Source organism: Streptomyces silaceus, assembly GCF_001419745.1.
Classification (GTDB): Bacteria; Actinomycetota; Actinomycetes; order Streptomycetales; family Streptomycetaceae; genus Streptomyces; species Streptomyces silaceus.
In genome coordinates, this window is the sequence record NZ_LIRJ01000112.1 from 23,865 (window position 1) to 48,193 (window position 24,329).

Consider the following 24,329-nt stretch of genomic DNA (forward strand, 5'->3'; position numbering starts at 1 on the left):
CGGCAACGTAACCTACGACACCGTAGGTAGTGCACCGCTCGCACTGCCCGTACGCACCTCCGTAACCCTCTGGCCCGTCCCCCCTCTGGAGCCCCCGTGACGATCACCTCTCCCCACCTCGGCAGCGCGGACAGCTGGACCGACGCCCGCCTGCTGTACGCGCTGGAGGAAGTCGTCGAGCGCGAGCTGAACCGCCATCTGAAGGTGGCGAAGGACTGGATGCCGCACGAGTACGTGCCGTTCACCGACGCCCGCAACTTCCCCGGCCAGTTCGAGGACGGCGAGGCCTGGGAGAAGGGCCAGTCGCCGGTCACGGACATCGGGCGCATCGCCTTGGTGGTCAACCTGCTGACCGAGGACAACCTCCCCAGCTATCACCACGAGATCGCCAGCCTCTTCGGCCGCGACGGCGCCTGGGGCACCTGGGTGCACCGCTGGACGGCGGAGGAGGGCCGGCACGGCATCGTGATGCGCGACTACCTGCTGGCCTCGCGCGCCGTCGACCCGGACGAGCTGGAGCGCTTCCGGATGGCGCACATGAGCGAGGGCTTCGAGTCGGACAACCGCCACTCGATGCTGCACTCGGTCGCCTACGTCGCCTTCCAGGAGCTGGCGACCCGCATCTCGCACCGCAACACCGGCCATCAGTCGGGCGACCCGGTCTGCGACCGCATGCTGGCGCGCATCGCGACCGACGAGAACCTCCACATGGTCTTCTATCGCAACCTCCTCAAGTCCGCCTTCGAGCTCGCGCCCGACCTGACGATGCAGGCCGTGCGCGACGTGGTGGTCAACTTCCGGATGCCGGGCCACGGCATGCCGGGCTTCGAGCGGGCCGCCGCGCAGATGGCGATCGGCGAGGTCTACAACCTGCGGATCCACCACGACGACGTGCTGCAGCCCGTGCTGCGCTTCCTGAAGATCATGGAGATCGACGGGCTCGGCGCCGAGGGCCGCCAGGCCCAGGAGGAGCTGGGCTTCTACATGGGCGGGCTCGACGCGGAGGCGTCGAAGTTCGACGAGAAGCTGGCCGCGCGCAAGGCGCGGATGGCGGCGCGGCGCGGCTGACCGCCGCCGGTGGGATCGGGGGGCGCCCTGCCCCCCTCCCCCCGGGACCAGGTGGGGCTCGGCCTCAGGCGGCGAAGACCGCGCTGGCCAGGGCCACGTGGACGGCCGTGCCGCCGAGGATGCTCAACAGCGCGTTGCGGCGCCACAGATGGAGGCCGACGGTCACGGCCAGGGCCACCAGCGGTGCCAGGGCGCGCGGTTGCGTGAGCGGCAGGTCGCGCAGGCAGTAGACGACCAGGATCACCATGACGCCGGCGGGCATGCGGGTGCTGAGGTACTGGACGGTGGCGCTCTCGCGCAGGGGGGCGAGGGCGGCGAAGGGCAGGGCGCGCAGGGCCCAGGTCACGGCGGCGGTGACGAGGACCGCGGCGACGGCGTAGCGGGCGTCAGGCATGGTGCGGCGTTCTTCCGGTCGTGACGTGGCGGGCCAGCAGGCCGACGGTGAACAGGGCGAAGGCGGCCAGGAGCAGTTCGCCGGGGAACAGGAGCCGGGCGAACAGGGCGCTGAGCAGGGCGATCACGGGGGTGGGCAGGTCGCCGCGCAGATCCCGGCAGGCCTCCAGGGCGAGGACGGCGAACAGGGCGGTCAGGGCGAAGTCGAGGCCCGTGACGGACTCCGGGATGAGCGAGCCGAGCAGCGCTCCGGCGACCGCGCTGCCCGCCCAGTACAGATGCAGGAGTCCCTGCACCCACAGGATGCGCTGCCCCGGCCAGGAGCGCCCCCTCTCTCCCGAGGTCAAGGCGTACGCCTCGTCGGTCAGCGCGAAGGTGGAGTACCCCTTGCCCAGGGCGCCGCCGACGCGGTCCAGCGGGAAGGAGAGCGAGTAGAAGACGTGCCGGACGTTCACCATGAAGGCGGTCGCGGCGATGGAGAACAGCGGGGCCGCTGCGGCGACGAGGCCGATGAGCAGGAACTCGAACGATCCCGCGAAGACGAGGGCCGCGGACAGGCCCGCCCACCACCAGTCGAGGCCGGACTGGGTGACGAGCGCCCCGAAGGCGAGCCCGAGCGGAATGAAGGCCAGCCCCACCGAGGCGGACTCCTTGAAGGCCACCACCGCCTCCGACCTGGGACGGGAGCCGACATCGAGGGCTGGGGCGGAAGCACGGCAAGCAGGAACGGAAGCAGGTGCGGGAGAAGAGGCAGAGGAGGAGACGGGAGGATCGCCGACGACGGAAGGCGGTATACGCATACCCGAAACATTATGCCGAATCGCACCTTATTTGGTTGCCTATAGTGGCCGTATCATCGCTCCATGAGCAATGAAATCCGCCTGGACTCCGTGGACCGTGAAATTTTGTTTCACCTCCGCCAGGACGGCCGTCTGACCAACGTCGAACTGGCCAAGCGCGTCGGCCTGACCGCGCCCCCGTGCCTGCGCCGGGTCAAGCGCCTGGAGGACGCCGGCGTCATCTCCGGATACCGCGCCGTGATCGACCACGGCGCCCTCGGCCGCGGGCTCGAAGTCCTCATCGACGTCGAGGTCAGCGCGAACGACCGCAAGACGTACCTGGAGTTCGAGGAGGTCGTGGCCTCGTACGAGGAAGTCGTCGAGGTCCGGCGGATGTTCGGCCGCCCCGACTACTTCATCCGCGCCGCGGTCGCCGACCACGCCGCCTACGAGGCCTTCCTCACCGGCAAGCTCACCGGTCTGCCCTGCGTGCTCCGCGTCGACTCCCACCTGACCATGAAGACGATCAAGGGCCCCTGACGGCGAACCCCGACGGAGTCCCCGATTTACGGAATCCCTCCGCGGTGCGACTGTGGGCACCAGGGGTGAACCCATGGCGCAGACCCATGAGTGGATGTTCTACGAGGTCATGTGGCGCAGCTGGGCGGGCCGGGCGCAGGTGCCCTACCCCGTTCCGTGGTGGACGCAGCAGGCCTTCCGGCGCTGGAGCGACGACTTCGACTCCGGGACGTACGAATCGAAGGAGGCCGCCCTGGCCTCCAACGCCCTGTACCGCTACTGGCACATGGTGGGCGTGAAGGACCACCGCCAGGAGTCCCTGATCGGCCAGGCCGGCGAGATCGAGCCGGTCTACGACAAGTACTGCCTGTCCTTCTTCCTCTACGACCCGGTGACGGGCGCCCTGCACCTGCCGCAGCTGATCGAGGGCGGCTCGGTCGGGCAGCGCATGGAGGCGCCGCATCTGCCGGTGGTCCTCACCGACTTCCGCACTCCGGACGGCATCGAGTTCGTGCAGCGCACCTTCGCGACGGCGATCGGGGCGCGGCAGCGCGACCTGGTGGTCACCCGGCTGACGGTGGGCACCGCGACCGGCCAGCCGCGTCAGGGCTGGCTGTGCGCGGCGGTCATGCCCGCGGGGCCGAGCGGCTTCCAGCGCCACGACCGCGACGGCCGGCGGATCACCGACCGCAGGCTGACCTTCCTGCGGCATCTGCCGGAGGAGAACCGCGTGGAGACGAACAGCGGCTGGGGCCCGGTGTTCGACACGCCTCCCGAGCAGTACGGCGTGTACGGCAACCCCGAGTTCAGCCGGGACCCGGACAGCTACCTGGCCCACAGTCCGTTCCACGACCTGGTCATGGGCGGCAAGCTGAACGGTGCCCGCCAGGCGCAGGACCAGGTCGCCGGCCTGTGCAGCGCGGTGTTCGCCTGGCCCTTCCGGGTCGTCGACGACGAGATGTTCGAGGTGGACGTACGGCTGCCCGTCGATCTGTACAGCGGGGCCGCCGACCTGGCGGAGATCAGGGCGACGCCCGCCGCCGAGCTGGAGGAGCGGAACCGTCAGTTCTGGACGACCAAACTCCTCGGCCAGGGCGTGCAGCCGGAACTGCCGTGGCCGGTGACGCACTTGACGGACCTGTTCCGCGAGGCCCGCTCGCAGCTCCTGATCCTCTCCGACGGCGGTGAGATCCATCCGGGGCCGACGGTCTACGACTCGTTCTGGATCCGCGACTCGTCCGTCGAGGCCACGGCCTGCTCGCTGGTGGGCGACCAGGCGCTCGCCGAGCACCAGCTGGGCACGCACTACCCGCTCAGGTTCAACCGCGGCACGGGCCGGATCGGGCCGTGCGCCGAGTACGGCTTCTTCGGCGGGCCGCACGAGCGGGACGCCCACGAGTGGGACAGCAACGGCCAGGCGCTGTGGGCGATCGGCCGCTTCGACCGCACGAAGGGCCGCGGCGCGGCGTTCGGCGCGAAGCTGTACCAGCCGTACGTGGTCGACGGCGCCCGGTGGCTGCGCGACAACCGCGATCAGTACGGGCTGCTGCACAGCGGATGGAGCGCCGAGCACCTGGGCGAGAGCGACAAACCGCACTACTGGGACGACCTGTGGGCGGTCGCCGGGCTCTACGAGGCGGCGCGGCTCGCGGAGCGCATCGGCTCGCCCGACGCGCCCGAGCTCTGGGCGGCCTTCGACGACGTGCGGCGGGCCACGGCCGCCTCGGTGCGCTGGGTCCTCGCGGAGCAACGCCGTCGCGGCGCCTGGGAGACGTACATCCCGACCGGTCCCGCCGATGTCGGACGGCTGGACTCGACGATGATCGGCACGGCGGCGTTCTTCCATCCGCTGCGGCTGCACATGGGCAGCAAGCTGGGCGCGGACATCGACCGGGCGGCACGCTTCACGCTCGACACCATGTACGCCCATTTCGTGTCCGGCGGCTACCGGCACGAGGCGGCCTGGAACGCCTACGGCCCCTATCTCACGACGCAGTTGGCGCACGCCTGTCTGCTGGCGGGCGATCCGGTGCGGATGGACGCGCTGCTCGGCTGGACCGTCGGGGCGTCCTTCCCGAGGACGCAGGAGCGGGCGGTCGCGCTCGGCGCGTGGAACGAGCAGCACGCCTTCTCCATCGCCTCCGACTTCCGCGAAGTGCCCTCCCGCCCCTGGTACATGGGCGACATCCCGCACGGCTGGGCGGCCGCCGAGTATCTGCTCCTGATCCGCGACATCCTGCTCTTCGAGGCGGACGAGGACCGGGATCCGCATCTGTACATCGCGCCGGGCGTGCGTCCGCACTGGGTGCCGGACGGGGACACGGTGGCCGTGGAGTCGGCGCCGACGCTCTTCGGTGCCCCCTTCGGCTACCGGCTCACCCATGACGCGGACCGGCGGACCGTGACGGTGGAGATCGGCGAGGCCCCGGAACGGGTGCGCTACGTCTATCCGTGCCGCTTCGGGCCGGTGCGCTCCGTGTCGGTGGACGGGCGGGACCTGCCGGTCACCGGCGACGACGTCCAGGTCCCCGCCGGGGCGCGGCGGTTCAGGGTGACGTACGCCTGACACGCGCTCGTCCGCGCCCGGTCACCGCTGGGGTGGCCGGGCGCGGACGAGGTCGGACGCGTACGGGTACGGACGTGGTCGGTTGCGCGGGTCAGGCGCGCGGTTCCCGTCTGAGGGCGTACCGCTCCTTCTCGGAGAGGCCGCCCCAGACGCCGAACCGCTCGTCGTTGGCGAGTGCGTACTCCAGGCAGGCCGAGCGCATCTCGCAGAGCTGGCAGATGAACTTCGCTTCGCGCACCGAGCTACCGGGCTCGGGGAAGAAGAAGTCGGCTCCGGTCTGGGCGCACAGCGCCTGCTCCTGCCAGGCGAGTTCGGGCTCGGCTGTCATGTCGATCTGCATGCAGCAGATGCTGCCCCACCGCGCGAAACAAGCGATCAACAAACGATCAACAACCGTTTGGCCGGTGTTTCGCGACGGCACGCGCGGTGCTCGACACCTTGCCCTTCCCGAGGGTCCGATGCTCATCGGCGCGCCGGGACATCCGACGCTTCCCCGCGCCGGGGCGCCGCTCTCCTCGGCCCCGATGAGGGTTGCCCCGCGGGCCCCGCCGCGAAACGCCCCGCGCGCCCCGGCCCGCGGCCTACCCCTCCATCTCCTCGCCGGGAGGCGACGGCTGCAGCACCGCGAACCGCGCGCCCGCCGGGTCGGCGAGCTTGGCGAAGCGTCCCACGCCCTGCATCGAGATCGGCTCCATCCGCACCGTGCCCCCGCCCCGCCGGGCCCTGGCCACCGCCTCGTCGCAGTCCGCCACCTGGAAGTACGGGAGCCAGTACGCCCCCTCGCCCGCCTCCGAGGGGTCGCTCGCGAGCGGCACCATGCCGCCGAACATGTCGTCCTCGGTGCCGTCCGCCGGATGCACCATGGTGTAGCTGCCGCCGGGGAAGGGGGTCTCTGAGGTGCCCCAGCCGAACACGGAGCCGTAGAACGCGGCGGCCCGGGGGACGTCCGCGGTGTAGAGCTCCGTCCAGACCAGGCTGCCCGGTTCGTTGACCACGTCGAGGCCCTTGAGCTCGCCCTGCTGCCACACGGAGAACGGCACTCCGGAGGAGTCGGTGAGGCCCGCCATGCGGCCGAGGTCACGGATGTCCACCGGCTCAAAGAGGGCTCCGCCGCCGGCCTGCTCGACCGCCTTCACCGTGGCGTCGACGTCCGGCGTGCGGAAGTAGAGCGTCCAGGACGGCGCGGCCTCCTCCGCCGGCATGGCCATCGCGCCCGCCGCGGTCCTGCCGGACAGCTGGAACCGGCTGTAGCCCCCCACGTCCGCGCCGCCGGGCTCGAGCTCCCAGCCGAACAGGTCGCGGTAGAAGCCGCTGACGTCGGCCAGGTCGGGGGCGCACATGTCCACCCAGACCGGGGCGCCCGTCAGGAAACGGGTATTGAGCATGATCGACTCCTTTGTCGCATCTCTCTTCCGTATCTCCGAGTCTGGCACCCGCCACTGACAATCCGCCCGCCATGCCGCCACACGCCGACGACCTCGTCATTTCATGAACGCACAACATTTCTGAGAGCGCTCTCAGTCACAACTCTTGACGCCCCTCGCGCCCGCCACGACAGTGGTGCACCACCCGCACGAGTCCCCCCAACCCCTGTACGCACCTCCCCCGCACACCTCTTGTCACCACGTCCCCCCACACACTCACGACCGCGCAGGAGACCTTCCGTGATATCGCGTCGAATGTTCCTGACCTCAGCCGCCGGCGCGGCGGGCGCCCTCACCTACCCCGTCTGGGGCAGCGCCCTGAGCCCCAGCGCCCGCGCGGGCGGCAAGGCCGCGCCCGCCACCTGCGAGCTGGCCCTCGCGAACAAGTCGCTCCCGGGCCAGGTGCACGCCTACGTCACCGGGCACGAGCAGGGCACCGACCGCTGGGTGCTGCTCAAGCCCGACGGCGGCGTCTACCGCCCCGACTCCCCCTCCGCGCCGCAGACCCCGCTGCCCGTCGACTGCGCCATCCCGCTCGGCGCGGCCGGTTCGGCCCCCAAGGTCCTGACGCTGCCCCAGATGTACGGCGCCCGCGTCTACTTCGTGCGCGACGACAAGCTGGACTTCTTCCTCAACCCCGGCCCCTCGCTGGTCGAGCCCGCCTTCGCGACGCCCGAGGACCCCAACTACGGCCGCACCTGGTCGTTCTGCGAGTTCACCTTCAACCCGCAGCAGCTCTACGCCAACATCAGCTACGTCGACCTGGTCACCGCGCTCCCCATCGGCCTGTCCCTGGAGGGCGACGGCAACCACACCGTCGCCCCGCTGCCCGACGGCGCCGTCGACAAGATCGCCGCGGACCTCGCGGCGCAGGCGGCCAAGGACGGCCAGCCATGGGACGACCTGGTCATCCGGGGCGACGGCGGCGTCCTGCGGGTCATCTCGCCGCAGAACCTCATGGCCCCGTACTTCGACAAGCCCGACCAGATGCCCTTCCGCGACGTGTGGAACGGCTACATCGACCAGGTGTGGGACAAGTACCGCTCCACGGACCTCAAGATCGACCTGCAGGGCGGCCGCGGCGTGTTCACCGGGCGCGTCAGCGGCGACGTACTGACGTTCAACGGCGGCCACTCCTTCACCAAGCCCACGTCGAAGGACATCTTCACCTGCAACCACGGCCCCTTCGCCAACAACCCCGGCGACCCCGACGACAAGAAGGGCCTCCTCGCCCGCCTCGCCGCCGGCTTCAACCGCAGCATCATGCTCACGCACCCCGAGCAGCCGAACGGCGCCACGTCGGACGACTACTACCGCGACGCGGTGACCAACCACTGGTCGCGGGTGGTCCACGCCAACTCGCCCATCGGGTACGCGTTCCCGTACGACGACGTGCGGCCCGACGGCCAGCCGGACGTCTCCGGCGCGGCGCACGACGGGAACCCCCGGCGGTTCACGGTGAGCGTGGGGTCGTAGCCTGCGGGAACGTGGGTCCGTAGGCTTCAGAGAAGTCGTGCCCTCGGAGAACCCGGTGGTCCAGACCCGTTACGCCGAGGCCCTGCGCACCAGGGCCGTCGGCAGGACCACCGGGGAGGGCTCTGGATCCGCCGCCCCGCCTCTGCCGCGCAGGAGCATGCGGGCCATCAACCGGCCCATCTCCTCGATGTCCTGACGGACCGTCGTCAGAGGCGGGTCGGCCTGTTCGGCCACCGGCAGCATGTCGTCGAAGCCGACCACCGCCACGTCGTCCGGCACCCTCCTGCCGTGCTCGCGCAGCACGCGCAGGGCGCCGGCGGCGGACAGGTCGTTGGCGGCGAACACGGCGTCCACATCCGGGACCCTGTCGAGGAGTTCCCGCATCGCGCGCTCGCCGCCCGCCGGGGTGAAGTCGCCCTCGGCGATCAGCCGCGGGTCCGCATCGGCCAGCACGTCGCGGAAGCCGTCCAGCCGGTCGACCGCCGAGGTCTGGTCGAGGGGGCCGGTGATGTGCGCGACCCGGCCCCGGCCGAGTCCCACCAGGTGACGCACCGCTTCGCGCGCCCCGCCGCGGTTGTCGCAGTCGACGTACGGGGCGACGGGATCGCCGGGGTCCAGTGGCCGCGCCGCCCGGGCGTCCGCCCAGCCGGGCCGGCCGCCGAACACCGTCGGCACCCCCGCCCTGCCGATGATGCCGGGCAGCGGGTCGTCCAGGTGCAGCGAGAAGACGAGCGCGCCGTCGACATGGCCGCCCGCGAGATAGCGGCCCACCCGCTCGTGGTCGTCCCGCCCCTCGGTGAGCAGCAGCACCAGCTGGACGTCGTGCGCCGTCAGCTCCTTGCTGATCCCCCGCAGTTGCAGCGCGAAGAACGGATCCGCGAAGACCCTCGTCTCCGGCTCCGCGATCACCACGGCGACCGCGTCGTGGCGCCGGGTCACCAGGCTGCGGGCGGCGCGGTTGGGGACGTAGCCGAGCTCGTCGACCGCGCGTCTCACCTTCTCGGCGAGCACCTCCCGTACACCCGGGTCACCGTTGACCACACGGGAGACGGTGGCCCTGGAGACCCCGGCCCGGGCGGCCACGGCTTCCAGGGTGGGACGCGGTTCCTCGGTCACCTTCGCTCACTCCTCCCTGACGATGTCAGGAGGCATCCTTCCGTACGAGGCCCTCCGGCGGCTCGGCGAGGGCGGGTTCTCCATAGAGGGGGCTCCCGCAGAGGGTCGCGTGTCCCGTACCCGTGACACATACGCTGCCCCCATGTTCAAGAAGCGGAGAGAGCGCAAGCAGGCCGAACTCCACGAGCGGCTGGCGGCGGCCCTGCGGGACCCGGACGCGGGCGTCCGCGCCACGGCGGCGACCGAGGCCGCGGAGTCCGCCGACCTGGAGTGGGCGCTGCCCGAGCTGGCGCGCGCCGTGGCGCGCGAGCCGTGGACGGACGACTTCCACGAGACGGTGGTGGACGGCTTCGCCGTGACGCTGCGCCGCGACACCGCCCTGCGCGAGCGCGCGGAACGGATCGTCGCCGGGCATCTCGACGACCCCGAGGGCTTCCTGCGCGCCTGGACCGCCTTCATGACGGAACTCGGCTGGAGCCCCGCCCCGCGGGACGCCGGCGAGGACATGCACGACGACATGCGCGAGCGGCTCGCGGCGCTGCGCGGGCACGGCTGGAGCGCGCAGGGCCTCGCCGGGCTCGGGCGGCCGGACGCCTTCGAGCGCGAGCTGGCGTTCGACCTCGCGGTGATGCTGGCCTCGGCCGTCCTGCGCCGCAACGAACCGCTGTCTCCGGAGGAGGCGGACCGGGTGCGGTCCGGGATGCGCTCCGGCCTCGCCGAGGCGCTGAAGCTGGCGCCGGGCGGCACGGAGCGCACCGACGCCCTCGTCCACCTCGCGCGGCCGGCCGAGGAGGACTCCGGGACGGAGCGCGCGCGGGTCGCCCTGCTGGTCGACGAGGCGCTGGCGCTGTGCGCCGACGAGGACCCGGAGCGGGTGGCCCTCGGGATGGAGGCGCTCTCGGATCTGCTGCTGTTCAACGGCGCGCTCCGCTACGACCGCGTGCGCGCGACGCTGGACCGCCTGGTCGCGGGCGAGCCGGACGCCCCCGTCCTGCGCGATGCGCTGTCCTGCTACGACTACCTCCACGTGCACGCGCCCCTGGCCGAGCCACCGCTCCCGCTGTTCCTCGACGGGCTGCGGCACGCCGACGCCGGCGTGCGCAGGGCCGCCGCCGACGGACTCCACCCGATGGCCGCGGGCTCCACCGCGGAGCGCGCGGCCGTGGACGCGCTCGCCGAGCGGGTGGAGCGCGACGAGGACGAGGAGGTGCGGCTGGCCGCCGCCGCGTCCCTCGCCAACCTCCCGTACGCCGAGGAGCGCAACGCCCTGGCAGCCGCCGACGCCCTGGAGCGCCACCTCGACGCGCCGGATCCCGAGCTGCGCGCGATCGCCGTCGGGGACGCGCTCGGCCGTGGCGTGCCCGACGCGTACGACCGCCTCCTCCACGAGTTCGAGTCGCCCGACGTGCACTGGCAGTTCGTGTCGGGCCTCGCCCACGCGTCCGCGAACGACGACGTCCACGTCCCCGACGACCTGCGCCCCCGTCTCGTCGAGCGGCTGGAGAGCCTGGAGGCGTCCGGCTGGGCGGACCGCGGCGGCCCCGCCGACGGCTTTCCCGACGCGGAGGAGCGGGCCGAGATGCTCTCCGGACTGCTGCGTCAGCTGCGCGCCGGGGGCCGGTGAGCCGAGGGTCCGCGCGGCTCACCGGCGCGTCCGTCGGGTGGCGCCTCAGCGGAAGGCGGCGATGTTGCGGGCGACCCAGTCGTCGAAGGGGCGCGGGGCGCGGCCGAGGACGCGTTCCACGTCCGGGCTGATCCGCAGTTCGGCCGGGTTCGGGGCGGCGATGATGTCCAGGGTGTCGTCGGCGAGTTCCGCCGGCACGAACCGGGTCATCGCGGCCCTGGCCTCGTCGCGGGTGAGTTCGTGGAACCGTACCGGCGAGCCGAGCGCGGCGGCGATCGCCTCCGCCTGCTGACGCGGTGTGATCACCTCCGGCCCGGTCAGCTCGTACACCCCTCCGGCGTGCCGGTCCTCCAGCAGGCAGGCCGCCGCGACCCCGGCGATGTCCGCCGGGTCGACGACCGGCACCCCGACGTCGCCGAAGGGCGCGGCGACCGTTCCTTGCGTGCGGACGGACTCCGCCCAGGCCAGGGCGTTGGAGGCGAAGCCGCCCGGTCGCACGAGGGCCCAGTCCATGCCGGACTCCCGCAACGCGTCCTCCACCGCGCGCATCGCGACCCGCGACGGGCCGAGCGGCCGGGTCGCCACGCCCTGCGAGGACAGCAGGACGACCCTGCGGACCCCGGCGGCCGCGGCCAGGCCGATGAGGTCGGCCGGCCGGGCCCCGGGTGCGTGCAGGTCGCCGGAGAGCAGGAGGAAGAGTGCCTTCGCCCCGTCCAACGCGTCTGCGAGGCGTGCCGGTTCGGCCAGGTCGGCCGCCACGTGCCGGACCCCGTCCGGCACGGCCGCCGCGTGCCGCGACACCGCTGTCACCTGCTCGCCCGCCTCGGCGAGTGCCTGCGTCAGAGGCCGTCCCACATTTCCGGTAGCTCCGGTCACCACGATCATTTCCAGCTCCTGGTCCGTTGTGTGCTGCGGAAGTTGAAGCTAGGAACCGGGCTTACTTTTTGTAAGAACATACCCAGAGGTAAGCTCCGGACATGACGGAAGGCGCGCAGCTGAAGCAGGCCGAGGCGAGCCCCCGGTATGAGGTGTTTCACACCGACTGCCCCGCGCGTGACGTGGTCGACCACGTGACCAGCAGGTGGGGCGTCTGGGTGCTGATCTCCTTGCGGAGCAACGACCTTCGGTTCTACGAGCTGCGCGACAGCATCCGGGGCATCAGCGAGAAGATGCTCGCCCAGACCCTGCGCGCGCTGGTCCAGGACGGCCTGGTCTGGCGGGAGGTCGAGCCGACGACGCCGCCCCAGGTCACCTATGGGCTGACCGAGTTCGGGCAGGACATCGGCCGGCCGCTGACCGACCTGTTCGACCGGATCACCCGCCAACTGCCGCCGCGCGGCACGGAACAGACGGCGCGGTAGCGGTCGGCCTCGAAGCCGGGCACGCCTTCGAGGCCGACACCGTCGATGGACGTGCCGGCCCGGCACGTCCATCGACGGATCCACGGACCGCGCCCCTAGTGGTGATCGTGCCCCGACGCCCCTGACTCCGGCTTCTCCGCGCCCTTGGAGTCACCGGAACCCTTGGACTCCTCGGCGCCTCCCGAGCCCTTCTTCGTGGCCGCCCCCGCATGGTGCGGCTCGTAGTCCGGGATCGTCCCGTCGGCCTTCTTCACCAGGAACAGGCCCGCCATGCCCATGTCCGAGTGGCTCTGGACATGGCAGTGGTACATCCAGGCCCCGGCGCCCACGCCCTCTCCCGCGATGACCTGGAAGCCGAAGGAGTCGCCGGGTCCCGTGATCTTGTCGTCGAGGATCTGGCTCGGGTCGTCGGGGCCGGTCAGCATGCCCGTGCGGTTGTCCGCCCAGCGATGACCGTGCACATGGAACGTGTGGTAGTACTCGCCGTGCGTGATCGACACGAACTCGACCCGGTCGCCCACGGTGGCCTCGAAGGCGGGACTGTCGTGGCCCGCCTTGTTGTTGATCGTCATGTCGTTGAAGACGACGGTGAAGGTCTTGTCCGGCAGCAGGTCGCCCTTGCGCCGCACGATCAACGCGCCGTAGAGCCCCTTCCGTACGCCGCCGGTGCCGTGGTCCGTGCCGACCACGTGGTCGTGGTAGTGCCAGTAGCCCGCGGTGCCGGGGCGCCAGGTGCCGTCCTTGCGGCGGCCGGGGGCGTGCGTGCGCCAGGTGTACGTGCGCCTGCCGCCCGGCTCGACATGGCTCTTGGTGTGCCGGGTGCCGTCGCTGGAGATCTCGTAGTCCATGCCGTGGACGTGCAGGCTGGCGTCCACGTCCATCGCGTTCTCGAACTCGATGTGCAGGGTGTCGCCCTCGTTCAGCTCGATCAGCGGGCCCGGGATGGAGGCCTTGCCCTTCTCCAGGCCGTACCCCATCTGCCCGTCGGGGAGCTTCTCCGCATACATCTTGATCCGCTTGACCTCGCCGCCCGCGGGCGCCGTCCTCGGCGGCGCCTCGGCGGTGCTGGCCTCGGGCGCGTTGGCGAGCGACAACGATGTCACCCCCGCCGCGGCGGCCGCGCCGCCGACCAGCATCCTCCGGTTGAAGCTCCGTCTGTCCATGCCGAACTCCCCACTGCGGTACGGAGACTGACGGGGCGCAGGAGGCCCCGGGGACGGCCACACGGTATCGGCGGGATCTTCGTTTATCCACACGCAGGACAAAGTTTGCGTTATCGCGGTGATACCTATTGGCGAGTTGCGGAAAGAGGTCTAGCTTCGTCGGCGCTGTTGCTGTGACCGACGAGGGGTGGGTGTACTCATGCGGCGCACACCGCATCAACGACCCTTGGGCCTACAAGGGTTGAGCAGAACTCGACGCAGACCGAACCGTTCGCACCGGGCCTGGGCGGCCGCCCTGCTGTCCGGGGCCCTGGTCACGGGCGCGCTGTCCGCCCAGGCCGCCTCGGCGCGGCCCTACCCGGACCCGCCGTTGACAACGATGTCTCTCCCGTCGCCGCCCGGCGGCGCCAACGTCAAGGTGCTGGTCTTCCACGGCTCGGCGGCCGGCGGCGAGGAGTCCCCCGTCGTCAACGCCGGCATCGAGGCCATCGAGAAGATCGGCCAGTCAGGCCCGGCCGCCCAGCGGTTCAGGATCGAGGCGACGGACGACCCGTCCGTGTTCACGAACGAGGCGAAGCTCGGCAAGTTCAACGCCGTGACCTTCCTGACCGGCGGCGGCGATGTCCTCGACGCCGAGCAGGAGGCGGGCCTGGAGGCCTACATGGAGGCCGGCGGCGGCTTCCTCGGCATCCACGACGCGGCCCGCGCCGAGCCGTACTCCAGCTGGTTCACCGGCCTGATCGGCGCCCGGCCCGCGGACTCCAGCCCGACGGACGTCCAGCGGGCCACCGTCGAGGTCGGCGACCGCCAGAACCCGGCGACCAAGGACCTGCCCCTCCAGTGGAAGCGCCCCGACCGGTGGCTGAACTGGACGAAGAACCCCTCCGGTGATGTGCATACAGTCGCCCGTGTACGAGAGGCGACATACAAGCCCGGCGACAGCAAGAACGGGTGGGACCACCCGGTGTCGTGGTGCCGCGACTACGACGGCGGACGGTCCTTCTACACCGGCATGGGCGGTACGGCCGCCTCGTACGACGAGGCGGACTTCCGCGGCCATCTGCGCGGCGCCCTGCTGTGGACGACCCGTATCGCGCGCGCCGACTGCAAGTCGACGATCAACGCCAACTACAAGGCGGAGCGCCTCACCCAGCCCAACCAGCCGGGCCAGAACGACCAGATCGGCGAGCCGCACGGCCTGGTGACCGCGCCCGACGGGCGTGTCTTCTACATCGGGCGCGGCGGCGCCGACTCCTCCCGGCCGGTGGTCACCGACTGGAACAACCCGGACATCGGCAAGGGCCGGGGCGAGATCCACGTCTACGACCCGAAGACCAAGAAGGTGACGCTCGCGGGCGCCCTGTCGATCTTCGGCAACAAGGGCGGCGGCGACGAGCTCATCAAGGTCGAGGAGGGACTGCTCGGCATCGAGCTCGACCCGAAGTTCGCGCAGAACGGCTGGGTGTACCTGCACTACACGCCCCACTCGAAGATCAACCGCGAGACGCACATGGCGGAGCGCTACGTCTCCCGCTTCACCCTGGACCAGGCCACCAACAAGCTGGACATGGGCAGCGAGAAGGTGCTCCTGAAGTGGCCGGTGCAGATCCACAGCTGCTGCCACGCGGGCGGCGGGATGGCGTGGGACTCCAAGGACAACCTCTACATCGCCACCGGTGACAACAACTCCTCGGGCTTCACGGACGGCTACTCGGGCAACAACCCGCAGCCCAACTTCAAGGGTGTCTCCTTCGCCGACGCGCGCCGCACCGCGGGCAACACCAACAACCTCAACGGCAAGATCCTGCGCATCCACCCGGAGCCGGACGGGACGTACACGCTCCCCGAAGGGAACCTCTTCACGGGCAAGGAGCCGGACGAGGGCGGCGGCAAGACGCGCGGCGAGATCTACGTGATGGGCGTCAGGAACCCGGCGCGCATCTCGATCGACAAGAAGACCGACACCCTGTACGCGGGGTGGGTCGGGCCGGACGCCCCCACGCCGTCGACGACCTGGGGCCCGGCGAAGTACGACACGTTCGCCGCGATCACCCACGCCTCCAACCGCGGCTGGCCGTACTGCATGGGCAACAACCAGCCCTACCGCGACCGCAATCTGCCGGACCCGACGAAGCCGCTGGGCTGGTACGACTGCAAGAACCTCAAGAACGAATCGCCCAACAACGACGGCCTGGTGAAGATCCCGCCGGCCGAGCCCAACACCATCTGGTACTCGCCCCAGGGCGGCGGCGTCGACTACCCGCGCGACGCGAACGGCGTGCCGAGCTACAAGACGGAGGAGCAGAAGCTGCTCCTGCCGTGGCTCAAGGGCGGCGGCCAGGCCACGATGAACGGCCCGGTCTACCGCTACGACGCGGCGAACACGAGCGCCGACAAGTGGCCCTCCTACTGGGACGGCAAGTGGTTCGTCGGGGACTTCTACGACGGGGACCAGCCGCGGCACGCGGTGCTCACCGACCCGAAGACGGTCGGCGGCGGAGGCCTCCCCGTGCACGCCGAGTCGCTGAAGAAGATCATTCCGGTCGGCAACGACGGCATCAAGAACCTCATGGACTGGAAGTTCGCGCCGGACGGCTCGCTGTACGTCCTCGACTACGGCAGGGGCTTCTTCACCTCGGACTCCAAGTCGGCGCTGTGGCGCGTGACGTACAAGGGCGGCGCGGCGACTCCGGCCGCCGACGACCTGGCGAGGAAGGCGGGATGATGCGCGCGTCCTGGAAGGCTTTCGACAGTACATCGCGTACTGGATCCAGAAAGCGAAGACTGTATACAGCGCTGTTCGCGGCACTCCTGATGGTGCTCGGCCTCACGTCCGTGGCCACGGCACGCCCCGACGACCCCGGCATCGCCGCCCAGGCACAGACCCTGACCTGGACCGCCGACAACGACATCACGAAATATAAGTCGGCGCCCACCACGGCGGTGGCGGGCCCGACGACGATCGTCTTCGAGAACAGCGAGGCGACCGGCAACACCACGGGCATGCCGCACACGCTGACGTTCGACGTCTCCGACCCGGAGTACAACAACGACGTCCCGCTGAACATCCTGGCCAACCCCAATGACGAGCAGGGCGGCAAGCACACGGCCGAGGTCACGCTCACCCCGGGCCGCTACCGCTACCACTGCACGATCCCGGGCCACGGTTCGATGCAGGGCATCCTCGTCGTGACCGAGGGCGGCGGCGAGGACACCACGGCGCCGGAGGTCTCCGCCAAGGTCGAGGGGACCACCGACGCCGACGGCGCGTACGTCGGTTCGGCGACGGTGGCGGTGACCGCGACGGACGAGGGCTCGGGCGTCGACGGGATCGAGTACGCGGTGGGGGCGGACGGCGCCTGGCAGCCGTACACCGCGCCCGTCGTCGTCGACCAGGTCGGCACCCACAAGATCCGCTACCGGGCCGCCGACAAGGCGGGCAACGTCGCGGCGGAGAAGGCCGCCGACTTCACGGTCGTGGCGCCGCCGACGGACGACAAGACGCCTCCGGAGACATCGGCCACGGTGACCGGCGAGAAGAACGACCAGGGGCAGTACATCGCCATGGCGACGGTCACGGTGACGGCGTCCGACACCGGGTCCGGTGTCAACAAGATCGAGTACGCGATCGGCGACGGCGCCTGGACCGCGTACACCGCGCCGGTCATGGTGCACGAGACGGGCACCCACAAGGTCCGCTACCGCGCGTCCGACAAGGCCGGCAACCAGGCCGCGGAGAAGTCCGTGGAGTTCACCGTCGTCGCGCCGCCGGTCGAGGACAAGACGCCTCCGGAGACCTCGGCGAAGGTCGACGGCGACAAGGACTCGGACGGCGCCTACCTCGGCAAGGCGAAGGTGACGGTCACCGCGACGGACGCCGACTCCGGCGTCGCCAAGGTCGAGTACTCCTTGGACGGCGGTCCGTATCTCGCCTACGAGGCGCCGGTCGTCGTCGACCGTGTGGGGCGCCACTCGGTGGCCTACCGGGCGAGCGACGAGGCGGGCAACACCTCCGCGGCCAAGAACGTGGCCTTCACCGTCTCCGAGGGCGGCGGGGTCCCGGCCCCCAACTGCCCCGAGTTCGACGAGCGGTCGACGGTGATCGTGGGCACGGTCGACACGGGCGTCCCGAACCGTGTCACGAACAACCGCTGCCGCATCAACGAACTCATCGAGGACGAGAAGGAGTGGACGTCCCACGCACTGTTCCTCAAGCACGTCAAGACCGTCACGGACAGGCTCCTGAAGGCCGGCGAGATCGACCAGCGCGAGTACAACAAGATCAACCGGGCCGCCAAGCAGTCCGGCATCGGCAAGCCCGGCCAGACAGAGGGCTACCGCAAGCTCTTCGACGGCACCAAGGAGACCTTCGGCAAGTGGGAGCAGGTGGGCGGCGGCAAGTTCGGTCTCCATGACGACGGCACCATCACCAGCTCCACCAGCGTCGAGGGCATGGGCATGCTGTGGTTCCCCGAGCGGAAGTACGGCGACTTCTCGCTGAAGCTCCAGTGGCGGGACGACGCGCCGGGCAACGGCAACACCAACTCCGGTGTGTTCGTGCGCTTCCCGCAGGTCCACGACCACCCGGAGGAGTCACGTCCGGAGTGGGTCGCCATCAAGTACGGCCACGAGATCCAGGTGCACGACCGGCCCGACGGCGACATGTACAAGACCGCGTCGGTCTACGGCTTCGACCGGGTGGGCCTGGCCGGCGCGGGTGTCACCCCGAAGGGCACGTGGAACGACTACGAGATCCGCGTGGTGGACCAGCACTACTCGATCTACCGCAACGGCGTCCTGCTCAACGAGTTCGACAACACCGGCGGCCAGGAGTTCGTGCCGCCGCGCGGCGACGACCCGGGCACGGACGGGCGCCGCTACGCGTCCGGCTATGTCGGGCTCCAGGTCCACGGCGTGACGGACGTGGTGTCGTACCGGGACATCAGGATCAAGGAGCTGTAGGCCGCGGAGCCGCCGGCCTGCCCGCCGTCGGCCGCGTACGTTCCGCTCCACTTCGGCGCCCTCGCCCCGTCCGGGGCGGGGGCGCCGTTGCCACGACGCGACGCCCGCCCCGGAGGGGTCAGGCGCCCTCGTGCTTCGCGCGGCTCGGCTGCACCCGCTTCGGCTCTCCCGGCATCTTCGGGTACTCCGGCGGATAGGGCAGGTCGCCGAGGCCGCGGTCGCGCTCGTCGCGGTCGGCCAGTTCGAGGAGGGCGTCGAGCGCGTACGCCTGGTCCTCCATGTCCGCGTGGACGTCGCCGAGCCGCTCGAAGCGGGCGGGCATCGTGACGACGTCGAAGTCCTCGGGCACGGCGTCGTCGACCTCGTCCCAGCGCAGTGGCGCCGACACGGGTGCGTGGGGGCGGGCCCGTACGGAGTAGGCGGAGGCGATCGTGCGGTCGCGGGCGGTCTGGTTGTAGTCCACGAAGATCCGCGCCCCGCGTTCCTCCTTCCACCACGCCGTCGTCACCGCGTCCGGCATCCGCCGCTCCAGCTCGCGCCCGCAGGCGATGGCGGCACGCCGTACCTCGGTGAAGGTCCAGCGCGGCGCGATCGGCACGAAGACGTGCAGGCCGCGCCCGCCGGAGGTCTTGGGCCGGCCGGCCAGGCCGCCGCACTCGTCGAGCACGGCGCGCAGTTCATGGGCGGCGCGCACCGCGTCGGCGTAGTCCGTGCCCGGCTGCGGGTCGAGGTCGATGCGGAGTTCGTCGGGGTGGTCGGGGTCGTCGCGGCGCACGGGCCAGGGGTGGAAGGTGAGCGTGCCGTACTGGGCGGCCCAGATGACGGCGGCGACCTCGGTGGGGCAGATCTCGTCCGCGGTGCGGCCGCTGGGGAAGGCGATGGTGCCGGTCGGGATCCAGTCGGGCAGGTTCTTCGGGGCGCGCTTCTGGTAGAAGGACTCGCCGGTCACGCCCTCGGGGTAGCGCTCCAGGGTCGTGGGGCGGTTCCGCAGGGCGCGCAGGATGCCGGGGCCGACCGCCACGAAGTACCGGGCGAGGTCGAGCTTGGTGATGCCCCGCTCGGGGAAGACCACGCGGTCCGGGCTGGACAGGCGCACCGTCCGCTCCCCCGTGTCGATCTCCACGGCCGCGCTCTTGCCCTTGGCTGCACCCATGCGAGCCACGCTAGACGCGCTGGACATACACCGCACACCGGGCGATAGCCGACAAGACGCCGCAGAATCGAATCATGGACCTGCCGGTGATGCCGCCCGTGAAGCCCATGCTCGCCAAGCCCGTGGCGAAGATCCCGCCGGGCATGCAGTACGAGGCCAAGTGGGACGGCTTCCGTGCCGTCGTCTTCCGCGACGGCGACGAGATCGAGCTGGGCAGCCGCACCGGCAAGCCCCTGACCCGCTACTTCCCCGAGCTGGTCGAGGCGCTGCGCGGGCGCCTGCCGGCACGCTGCGTCTTGGACGGCGAGATCGTGATCGCCCGGGACGGGCACCTCGACTTCGACGCGCTCACGGAGCGCATCCACCCGGCGGCCTCGCGCGTCGCGCTGCTCGCCGAGCGCACCCCCGCCTCGTTCGTCGCCTTCGACCTGCTCGCGCTCGGGGACGAGGCGCTGCTGGACGTACCCCTGGCGGACCGGCGGGCGCTCCTGGTGAAGGCGCTGTCCGGGGTCACGGCCCCGGTCCACGTGGCTCCGGCGACCACGGACCCCGGGGTGGCGCGGGAGTGGTTCGAGCAGTTCGAGGGCGCGGGCCTCGACGGCGTGATCGCCAAACCGCTGGACCTGCGCTACCGCCAGAACGAACGGCTCATGTTCAAGATCAAGCACGAGCGCACGGCGGACGTCGTGGTCGCGGGCTACCGCTTCCACAAGAGCGGGCCGGTCGTCGGCTCGCTCCTGCTGGGCCTGTACGACGACGAGGGCACCCTCCAGCACGTCGGGGTCGCCGCGGCCTTCGCCATGAAGCGGCGGGCGGAGCTCGTCGAGGAGCTGGAGCGGCTGTCCCTGCCCTTCACGGAGGAGACCACGCCGAGCGACGCGGAACTGCGCATCGCGCAGGCCCAGTTGGTCGGCTGGCTGGAGGGTCTCTTCCACGGGATCCAGACGACGCTGTTCGCGCAGCAGATGGCGGCGCGGGCACAGCTGGAGCAGATGCGCCGGGCGCTGCCGCCCGGTGTGGGCGGCGGCGACGAGGAGGAAGAGGGCGGCGGCATCGCGGGCCGCACGGGAGGTCCCTACCTCTAGACCTTCAGGCAGGCCTGACGAGAACAACGAGAGGGGCTCGGTACGCGCACCGCGTACCGAGCCCCTCTTCCGTACTGCCCGGGCGGACCAGCCCGTACCGCTCAGCGGGCTCACCCGTGGAGACGTCGCATCAGGCCGGATTACCCGTGGAGACGTCGAACTCGATGTCCACGTTCTTCGGGTCGATCTCCGTGCCCTCCTTCGGCATCTGCCGCATGACGGTGTCCTCGCCGTAGGCGTTCTCGTCGAGCTTGCGCTTGTCGTAGTTCCACCCGGCCGCCTGGAGGCAGGACAGCACCGACTTCCAGTCCTTGAAGGTGAAGTCGGGAGTCTTGATCTTGTTCTCGTCGTTGTAGCCCGGCTCCGGGTCGGTGCACTTCTCGGTCTCGATGGTGTTGCCGCGCTCGGGCCCCTTGTGCCCCGCGACCGGCTGCTTCGACTTGTCGCCGGTGCCCTCCTTGCCGTCGTCGTCGCCGTTCATCGAGAGGGCGGTGATGAGGCCGCCGATGGCGAGCAGGGCGACGACGATCGAGCCGACGATGACCGGCATGTTCCGCTTGCCGCCGCCGGAGGTGTCCGAGCCGCCCGAGGACGGGGACGAGGCCGAGACCGTGGCGGGCTGCGGCGAGAGGTTGTACGGCGGCGGGGTCTGCGCCTGCGGCGCGTACGCGTTGGCGGGCGCCGGGGTCTGGTAGCCGCCCTGCTGGGGCGGGTAGCCGTAGCCCTGCGTCGGGGCCGGGGTCGGCGGGCCGTAGGGACCCGGCTGGTACGGCGTCTGGACGCTGCCGCTCTGCGGCATCGACGTGTCGACCGGCGGGAAGACCGCGGAGCCGACGCCGGCGCCGCTCGCCGTCTGCGCGCCCGGCACGATGCTGGGGGCCGCCGCCTGGAAGGACTGGGCGACGCGCAGGCACTCGTCGCGCATGGACTCGGCGGTCGGGAAACGCTCGTTCGGGTTCTTCTTCAGCGCGCGGGCGACGAGCGCGTCGATCGCGGGCGGCAGCGAGCGGTTGATCGAGGAGGGCGCGACGGGCTCCTCCTGGACGTGGGCGTACGCGATCGCCAGCGGCGAGTCCGCCTCGAACGGCAGCCGCCCGGTGACCAGCTGGAAGAGCATGATGCCGACCGAGTACAGGTCGGAGCGCGCGTCGACGCCGCGGCCCAGGGCCTGCTCGGGCGAGAGGTACTGCGGGGTGCCGACGACCATGCCGGTCTGCGTCATGGAGGTGACGCCGGACTGCATGGCGCGGGCGATGCCGAAGTCCATGACCTTCACGACGTTGCGCTTGGTCATCATCACGTTGCCGGGCTTGATGTCGCGGTGGACCAGGCCCATCTCGTGGCTGATCTCCAGGGCCGCGAGCACATCGGCGGTGATCTTCAGCGCCTGGTCGGTGGGCATCGCGCCGAACTGCGAGACGGCGGCGTCGAGCACCGAGCCGAGCGGCTTGCCCTCGACGTACTCCATGACGATGTACGGCATCGTCGTGCCGTCCAGGGCGTCCTCGCCGGTGTCGAAGACCGACACGATGTTGGTGTGCGTGAGCTTCGCCACCGACTGCGCCTCGCGGCGGAAGCGTTCACGGAAGGACTGCTCGCGGCCGAGCTCGGAGTGCAAGGTCTTGATGGCGACCTGGCGGTCGAGCACGGTGTCGTAGGCGAGGTGCACCGACGCCATGCCGCCCTCGCCGAGCAGATCGCGCAGTTGGTAGCGGCCACCGGCCAGCGAACGCCCCGCGTACCGCCCCTGTGCGCCGTCCTGGCTGCTCATCTCGTGCGTCCCCCATCGGCGCGGTGGCCGGACGGCTCCGCGGCTGGTGATCGAATTACCCGCTATTCCAGGCCAAGTCTGCCCGAGGACGATGACGCGTCAAGCTCGGTGCCCGTTCCGTGACCGTACGCGCAAGAAGCGTCTCGGAAGCGTTACAAGTTTGCGCACGGGACCCCACGAAGGCTTTGATGTGCGGTCCACCTCGAATCGGGGGGTGGCCCGAAGGCTGTAGCGTGGCCCGACGGAGTACCCCGTTATCGCGACGTACTCAGCACCAAGTACCACGACCAGAAACGACGGCGAGGACTGATGGCACAGACGCAGCGCGCTCAGGGCCCGTCCGACCCCGAGGCGACTGGCGGCGGTATGTCAGACGCGCCTGAGTTGTGGGGCAATGGCGGGCTTGTCGGAGACGGCCGATACCGGCTGACCCGCAGACTCGGCCGGGGCGGCATGGCCGAGGTGTTCGCGGCCGAGGACGTGCGCCTCGGGCGCACCGTCGCCGTCAAACTGCTCCGCTCCGACCTCGCAGAGGACCCGGTCTCCAAGGCCCGCTTCACGCGCGAGGCACAGTCCGTCGCGGGTCTCAACCATCACGCCGTGGTGGCGGTGTACGACTCCGGTGAAGACGTCGTCGGGCCGAACGTCGTCCCGTACATCGTCATGGAGATCGTCGAGGGCCGGACGATCCGCGATCTGCTGATCAACGCGGAGGCGCCGGGTCCGGAGCAGGCGCTCATCATCGTGTCGGGCGTCCTGGAAGCGTTGGCATATTCGCATCAGCACGGCATCGTGCACCGCGACATCAAGCCCGCGAACGTGATCATCACCAACACCGGCGCGGTGAAGGTGATGGACTTCGGCATCGCGCGCNNCTGCTCTACGAACTGCTCGCGCTGCGGCCCCCGTTCACCGGTGAGACGCCGCTCTCCGTGGTCTACCAGCACGTCCAGGACCAGGCCGTGCCGCCCTCCGAGGTCTCGGACGCGGCGCCGCCGGAGCTGGACGGGCTCGTCATGCGCTCCCTCGCCAAGGACCCGGACGACCGGTTCCAGACGGCCGAGGAGATGCGGGGTCTGGTCCAGTACGGGCTGCAGATGCTGCACGAGCAGGGCAGCCACACGGGCACCTGGAACACCGGCCCCGTCGAGATGCACGAGGGCGGCAGCACCCCGGCGATGGGCGTCGCCGGCACCGCGGCGATGGGGCACCCGGACTCCGGGACCGCGCAGATCCCGAGCCCGATGCTGCCCACACGGGGCGGCGACGACGGCGGCTTCGAGGGCGGCCACGGCGGCGGCCGGAGCGGCCGCGGCAAGATGTGGATCTTCGCCGTGCTCGCGGTGATCGCGATCGCGGTGGGCGTCACGTTCGCGCTGACGGCGAGCGACAAGAAGAACGACAAGGACACCCCGAAGACCCCGGCGACCAAGCAGTCGCAGTCCAAGGAGCCGAGCAAGAGCGCGGACGAGGAGACCTCGGACGGCTCGACGGAGCCCGAGGAGGGCACCGGCGGCGAGACGGACTACAACCCGCCGCCGAGCCGGAGCGAGGGCCCGACGAACCCGACCACGGGGCCGACGACGCCGACCGGGGACCCGACCACGCCCACGACGGACCCGACCACGCAGGAGCCGACGCAGGAGCCGACGGACCCCGCCACGGAGGAGCCCACGGAACCGACCGAGCCCACGGACGGCGGCGAGGGCGGGGACCCGGCGGGCGCCGGGGGCGGCGACGGGGCGTAAGGCCTCGGGGGCGTCAGTACGTCACGGGATGTCCCGGGGCGTCAGTACGTCACGGGATGTGCCGCGGCGGGCGATGTCACGGGATGTGCCGTGGCGCGCGACGTCACAGGATGTGCTCCAG

At 70.9% G+C, this 24,329-nt stretch carries 19 protein-coding genes and 1 pseudogene; 11 read left to right on the forward strand and 9 right to left on the reverse strand.

The annotated features are described in order from the left end of the window. The first annotated feature begins 96 nt into the window (after positions 1-96). The gene (locus AOK22_RS12745; RefSeq protein WP_055698730.1) at positions 97-1,068 is read left to right on the forward strand and encodes an acyl-ACP desaturase; all 972 of its coding nucleotides are present in this window, start codon (positions 97-99) and stop codon (positions 1,066-1,068) included. A gap of 64 nt (positions 1,069-1,132) precedes the next feature. Here the strand turns inward: AOK22_RS12745 and AOK22_RS12750 are convergent, their stop codons facing one another. Both AOK22_RS12750 and AOK22_RS12755 read right to left on the reverse strand, forming a co-directional pair. Next, positions 1,133-1,462, reverse strand: a complete 330-nt coding sequence (locus AOK22_RS12750) for a branched-chain amino acid transporter permease (protein ID WP_055698731.1) — start codon at positions 1,460-1,462, stop codon at positions 1,133-1,135. Further along, positions 1,455-2,123 carry an AzlC family ABC transporter permease gene (locus tag AOK22_RS12755; protein WP_244164762.1) on the reverse strand — a complete coding sequence of 223 codons (669 nt, stop codon included), beginning with the start codon at positions 2,121-2,123 and terminating at the stop codon, positions 1,455-1,457. The genes AOK22_RS12750 and AOK22_RS12755 overlap by 8 nt, the downstream gene beginning before the upstream one ends. A gap of 201 nt (positions 2,124-2,324) precedes the next feature. Here AOK22_RS12755 and AOK22_RS12760 point away from each other — a divergent pair, with 201 nt between their 5' ends. After that, a complete protein-coding gene (locus tag AOK22_RS12760) occupies positions 2,325-2,780 on the forward strand; it encodes an Lrp/AsnC family transcriptional regulator (RefSeq protein ID WP_055698733.1) in 456 nt (151 codons plus the stop codon). A gap of 73 nt (positions 2,781-2,853) precedes the next feature. After that, positions 2,854-5,325, forward strand: a complete 2,472-nt coding sequence (locus AOK22_RS12765) for a hypothetical protein (RefSeq protein ID WP_055698734.1) — start codon at positions 2,854-2,856, stop codon at positions 5,323-5,325. 91 nt (positions 5,326-5,416) lie between these two features. On the opposite strand, the gene AOK22_RS12770 is transcribed toward AOK22_RS12765, so the two are convergent. Next, on the reverse strand, positions 5,417-5,665 hold the full coding sequence (locus AOK22_RS12770) for a WhiB family transcriptional regulator (RefSeq protein ID WP_055698735.1): 249 nt from the start codon (positions 5,663-5,665) through the stop codon (positions 5,417-5,419). 241 nt (positions 5,666-5,906) lie between these two features. Then, the gene (locus AOK22_RS12775) at positions 5,907-6,710 is read right to left on the reverse strand and encodes a VOC family protein (protein WP_055698736.1); all 804 of its coding nucleotides are present in this window, start codon (positions 6,708-6,710) and stop codon (positions 5,907-5,909) included. A gap of 279 nt (positions 6,711-6,989) precedes the next feature. On the opposite strand from AOK22_RS12775, the gene AOK22_RS12780 reads away from it, so the two are divergent. Further along, the gene (locus AOK22_RS12780) at positions 6,990-8,225 is read left to right on the forward strand and encodes a glycoside hydrolase family 64 protein (protein WP_055698737.1); all 1,236 of its coding nucleotides are present in this window, start codon (positions 6,990-6,992) and stop codon (positions 8,223-8,225) included. A 69-nt stretch (positions 8,226-8,294) separates the two neighbouring features. On the opposite strand, the gene AOK22_RS12785 is transcribed toward AOK22_RS12780, so the two are convergent. Continuing rightward, entirely contained in the window at positions 8,295-9,341 is a 1,047-nt protein-coding gene (locus tag AOK22_RS12785; RefSeq protein WP_055698738.1) for a LacI family DNA-binding transcriptional regulator, read from the reverse strand. A 142-nt stretch (positions 9,342-9,483) separates the two neighbouring features. On the opposite strand from AOK22_RS12785, the gene AOK22_RS12790 reads away from it, so the two are divergent. Beyond that, positions 9,484-10,965, forward strand: a complete 1,482-nt coding sequence (locus tag AOK22_RS12790) for a HEAT repeat domain-containing protein (protein ID WP_055698739.1) — start codon at positions 9,484-9,486, stop codon at positions 10,963-10,965. A gap of 45 nt (positions 10,966-11,010) precedes the next feature. On the opposite strand, the gene AOK22_RS12795 is transcribed toward AOK22_RS12790, so the two are convergent. Next, the gene (locus AOK22_RS12795) at positions 11,011-11,850 is read right to left on the reverse strand and encodes an NAD(P)H-binding protein (RefSeq protein ID WP_055698740.1); all 840 of its coding nucleotides are present in this window, start codon (positions 11,848-11,850) and stop codon (positions 11,011-11,013) included. A gap of 92 nt (positions 11,851-11,942) precedes the next feature. Between AOK22_RS12795 and AOK22_RS12800 the strand changes: the two genes are divergently transcribed. Continuing rightward, a complete protein-coding gene (locus tag AOK22_RS12800; RefSeq protein WP_055698741.1) occupies positions 11,943-12,326 on the forward strand; it encodes a winged helix-turn-helix transcriptional regulator in 384 nt (127 codons plus the stop codon). Between the two features lie 95 nt (positions 12,327-12,421). On the opposite strand, the gene AOK22_RS12805 is transcribed toward AOK22_RS12800, so the two are convergent. Beyond that, positions 12,422-13,489, reverse strand: a complete 1,068-nt coding sequence (locus AOK22_RS12805; RefSeq protein ID WP_055698742.1) for a multicopper oxidase domain-containing protein — start codon at positions 13,487-13,489, stop codon at positions 12,422-12,424. Positions 13,490-13,688: 199 nt separating this feature from the next. Between AOK22_RS12805 and AOK22_RS12810 the strand changes: the two genes are divergently transcribed. Both AOK22_RS12810 and AOK22_RS12815 read left to right on the forward strand, forming a co-directional pair. Then, entirely contained in the window at positions 13,689-16,214 is a 2,526-nt protein-coding gene (locus AOK22_RS12810) for a ThuA domain-containing protein (protein WP_079036525.1), read from the forward strand. Between the two features lie 89 nt (positions 16,215-16,303). Beyond that, the gene (locus tag AOK22_RS12815; protein WP_208606393.1) at positions 16,304-18,451 is read left to right on the forward strand and encodes an OmpL47-type beta-barrel domain-containing protein; all 2,148 of its coding nucleotides are present in this window, start codon (positions 16,304-16,306) and stop codon (positions 18,449-18,451) included. Positions 18,452-18,569: 118 nt separating this feature from the next. Here AOK22_RS12815 and ligD read toward each other — a convergent pair whose 3' ends face one another. Then, positions 18,570-19,604 carry a non-homologous end-joining DNA ligase gene (ligD, locus tag AOK22_RS12820; protein WP_055698744.1) on the reverse strand — a complete coding sequence of 345 codons (1,035 nt, stop codon included), beginning with the start codon at positions 19,602-19,604 and terminating at the stop codon, positions 18,570-18,572. Between the two features lie 74 nt (positions 19,605-19,678). On the opposite strand from ligD, the gene AOK22_RS12825 reads away from it, so the two are divergent. Beyond that, entirely contained in the window at positions 19,679-20,689 is a 1,011-nt protein-coding gene (locus AOK22_RS12825) for an ATP-dependent DNA ligase (protein ID WP_079036526.1), read from the forward strand. A gap of 130 nt (positions 20,690-20,819) precedes the next feature. On the opposite strand, the gene AOK22_RS12830 is transcribed toward AOK22_RS12825, so the two are convergent. After that, positions 20,820-22,460: a protein kinase domain-containing protein gene (locus AOK22_RS12830; protein ID WP_055698745.1), complete on the reverse strand. Its 1,641-nt coding sequence runs from the start codon at positions 22,458-22,460 to the stop codon at positions 20,820-20,822. 309 nt (positions 22,461-22,769) lie between these two features. Between AOK22_RS12830 and AOK22_RS42650 the strand changes: the two genes are divergently transcribed. After that, on the forward strand, positions 22,770-23,333 hold a 564-nt coding region (locus AOK22_RS42650; RefSeq protein WP_244164763.1), incomplete at its 3' end, for a protein kinase domain-containing protein. A 2-nt stretch (positions 23,334-23,335) separates the two neighbouring features. Further along, positions 23,336-24,208, forward strand: a pseudogene (locus tag AOK22_RS42655) (serine/threonine protein kinase); the annotation flags it as partial. Positions 24,209-24,329 lie beyond the last annotated feature (121 nt).

Bases quoted from the DNA above. Each gene is read 5' to 3' on its own strand.
- AOK22_RS12750 (WP_055698731.1), bottom strand. From the start codon at position 1,462: ATGCCTGACGCCCGCTACGCCGTCGCCGCGGTCCTCGTCACCGCCGCC.
- AOK22_RS12760 (WP_055698733.1), top strand. From the start codon at position 2,325: ATGAGCAATGAAATCCGCCTGGACTCCGTGGACCGTGAAATTTTGTTT.
- AOK22_RS12765 (WP_055698734.1), top strand. From the start codon at position 2,854: ATGGCGCAGACCCATGAGTGGATGTTCTACGAGGTCATGTGGCGCAGC.
- AOK22_RS12770 (WP_055698735.1), bottom strand. From the start codon at position 5,665: ATGCAGATCGACATGACAGCCGAGCCCGAACTCGCCTGGCAGGAGCAG.
- AOK22_RS12775 (WP_055698736.1), bottom strand. From the start codon at position 6,710: ATGCTCAATACCCGTTTCCTGACGGGCGCCCCGGTCTGGGTGGACATG.
- AOK22_RS12790 (WP_055698739.1), top strand. From the start codon at position 9,484: ATGTTCAAGAAGCGGAGAGAGCGCAAGCAGGCCGAACTCCACGAGCGG.
- AOK22_RS12795 (WP_055698740.1), bottom strand. From the start codon at position 11,850: ATGATCGTGGTGACCGGAGCTACCGGAAATGTGGGACGGCCTCTGACG.
- AOK22_RS12800 (WP_055698741.1), top strand. From the start codon at position 11,943: ATGACGGAAGGCGCGCAGCTGAAGCAGGCCGAGGCGAGCCCCCGGTAT.
- AOK22_RS12805 (WP_055698742.1), bottom strand. From the start codon at position 13,489: ATGGACAGACGGAGCTTCAACCGGAGGATGCTGGTCGGCGGCGCGGCC.
- AOK22_RS12810 (WP_079036525.1), top strand. From the start codon at position 13,689: ATGCGGCGCACACCGCATCAACGACCCTTGGGCCTACAAGGGTTGAGC.
- AOK22_RS12815 (WP_208606393.1), top strand. From the start codon at position 16,304: ATGGTGCTCGGCCTCACGTCCGTGGCCACGGCACGCCCCGACGACCCC.
- ligD (WP_055698744.1), bottom strand. From the start codon at position 19,604: ATGGGTGCAGCCAAGGGCAAGAGCGCGGCCGTGGAGATCGACACGGGG.
- AOK22_RS12825 (WP_079036526.1), top strand. From the start codon at position 19,679: ATGGACCTGCCGGTGATGCCGCCCGTGAAGCCCATGCTCGCCAAGCCC.
- AOK22_RS12830 (WP_055698745.1), bottom strand. From the start codon at position 22,460: ATGAGCAGCCAGGACGGCGCACAGGGGCGGTACGCGGGGCGTTCGCTG.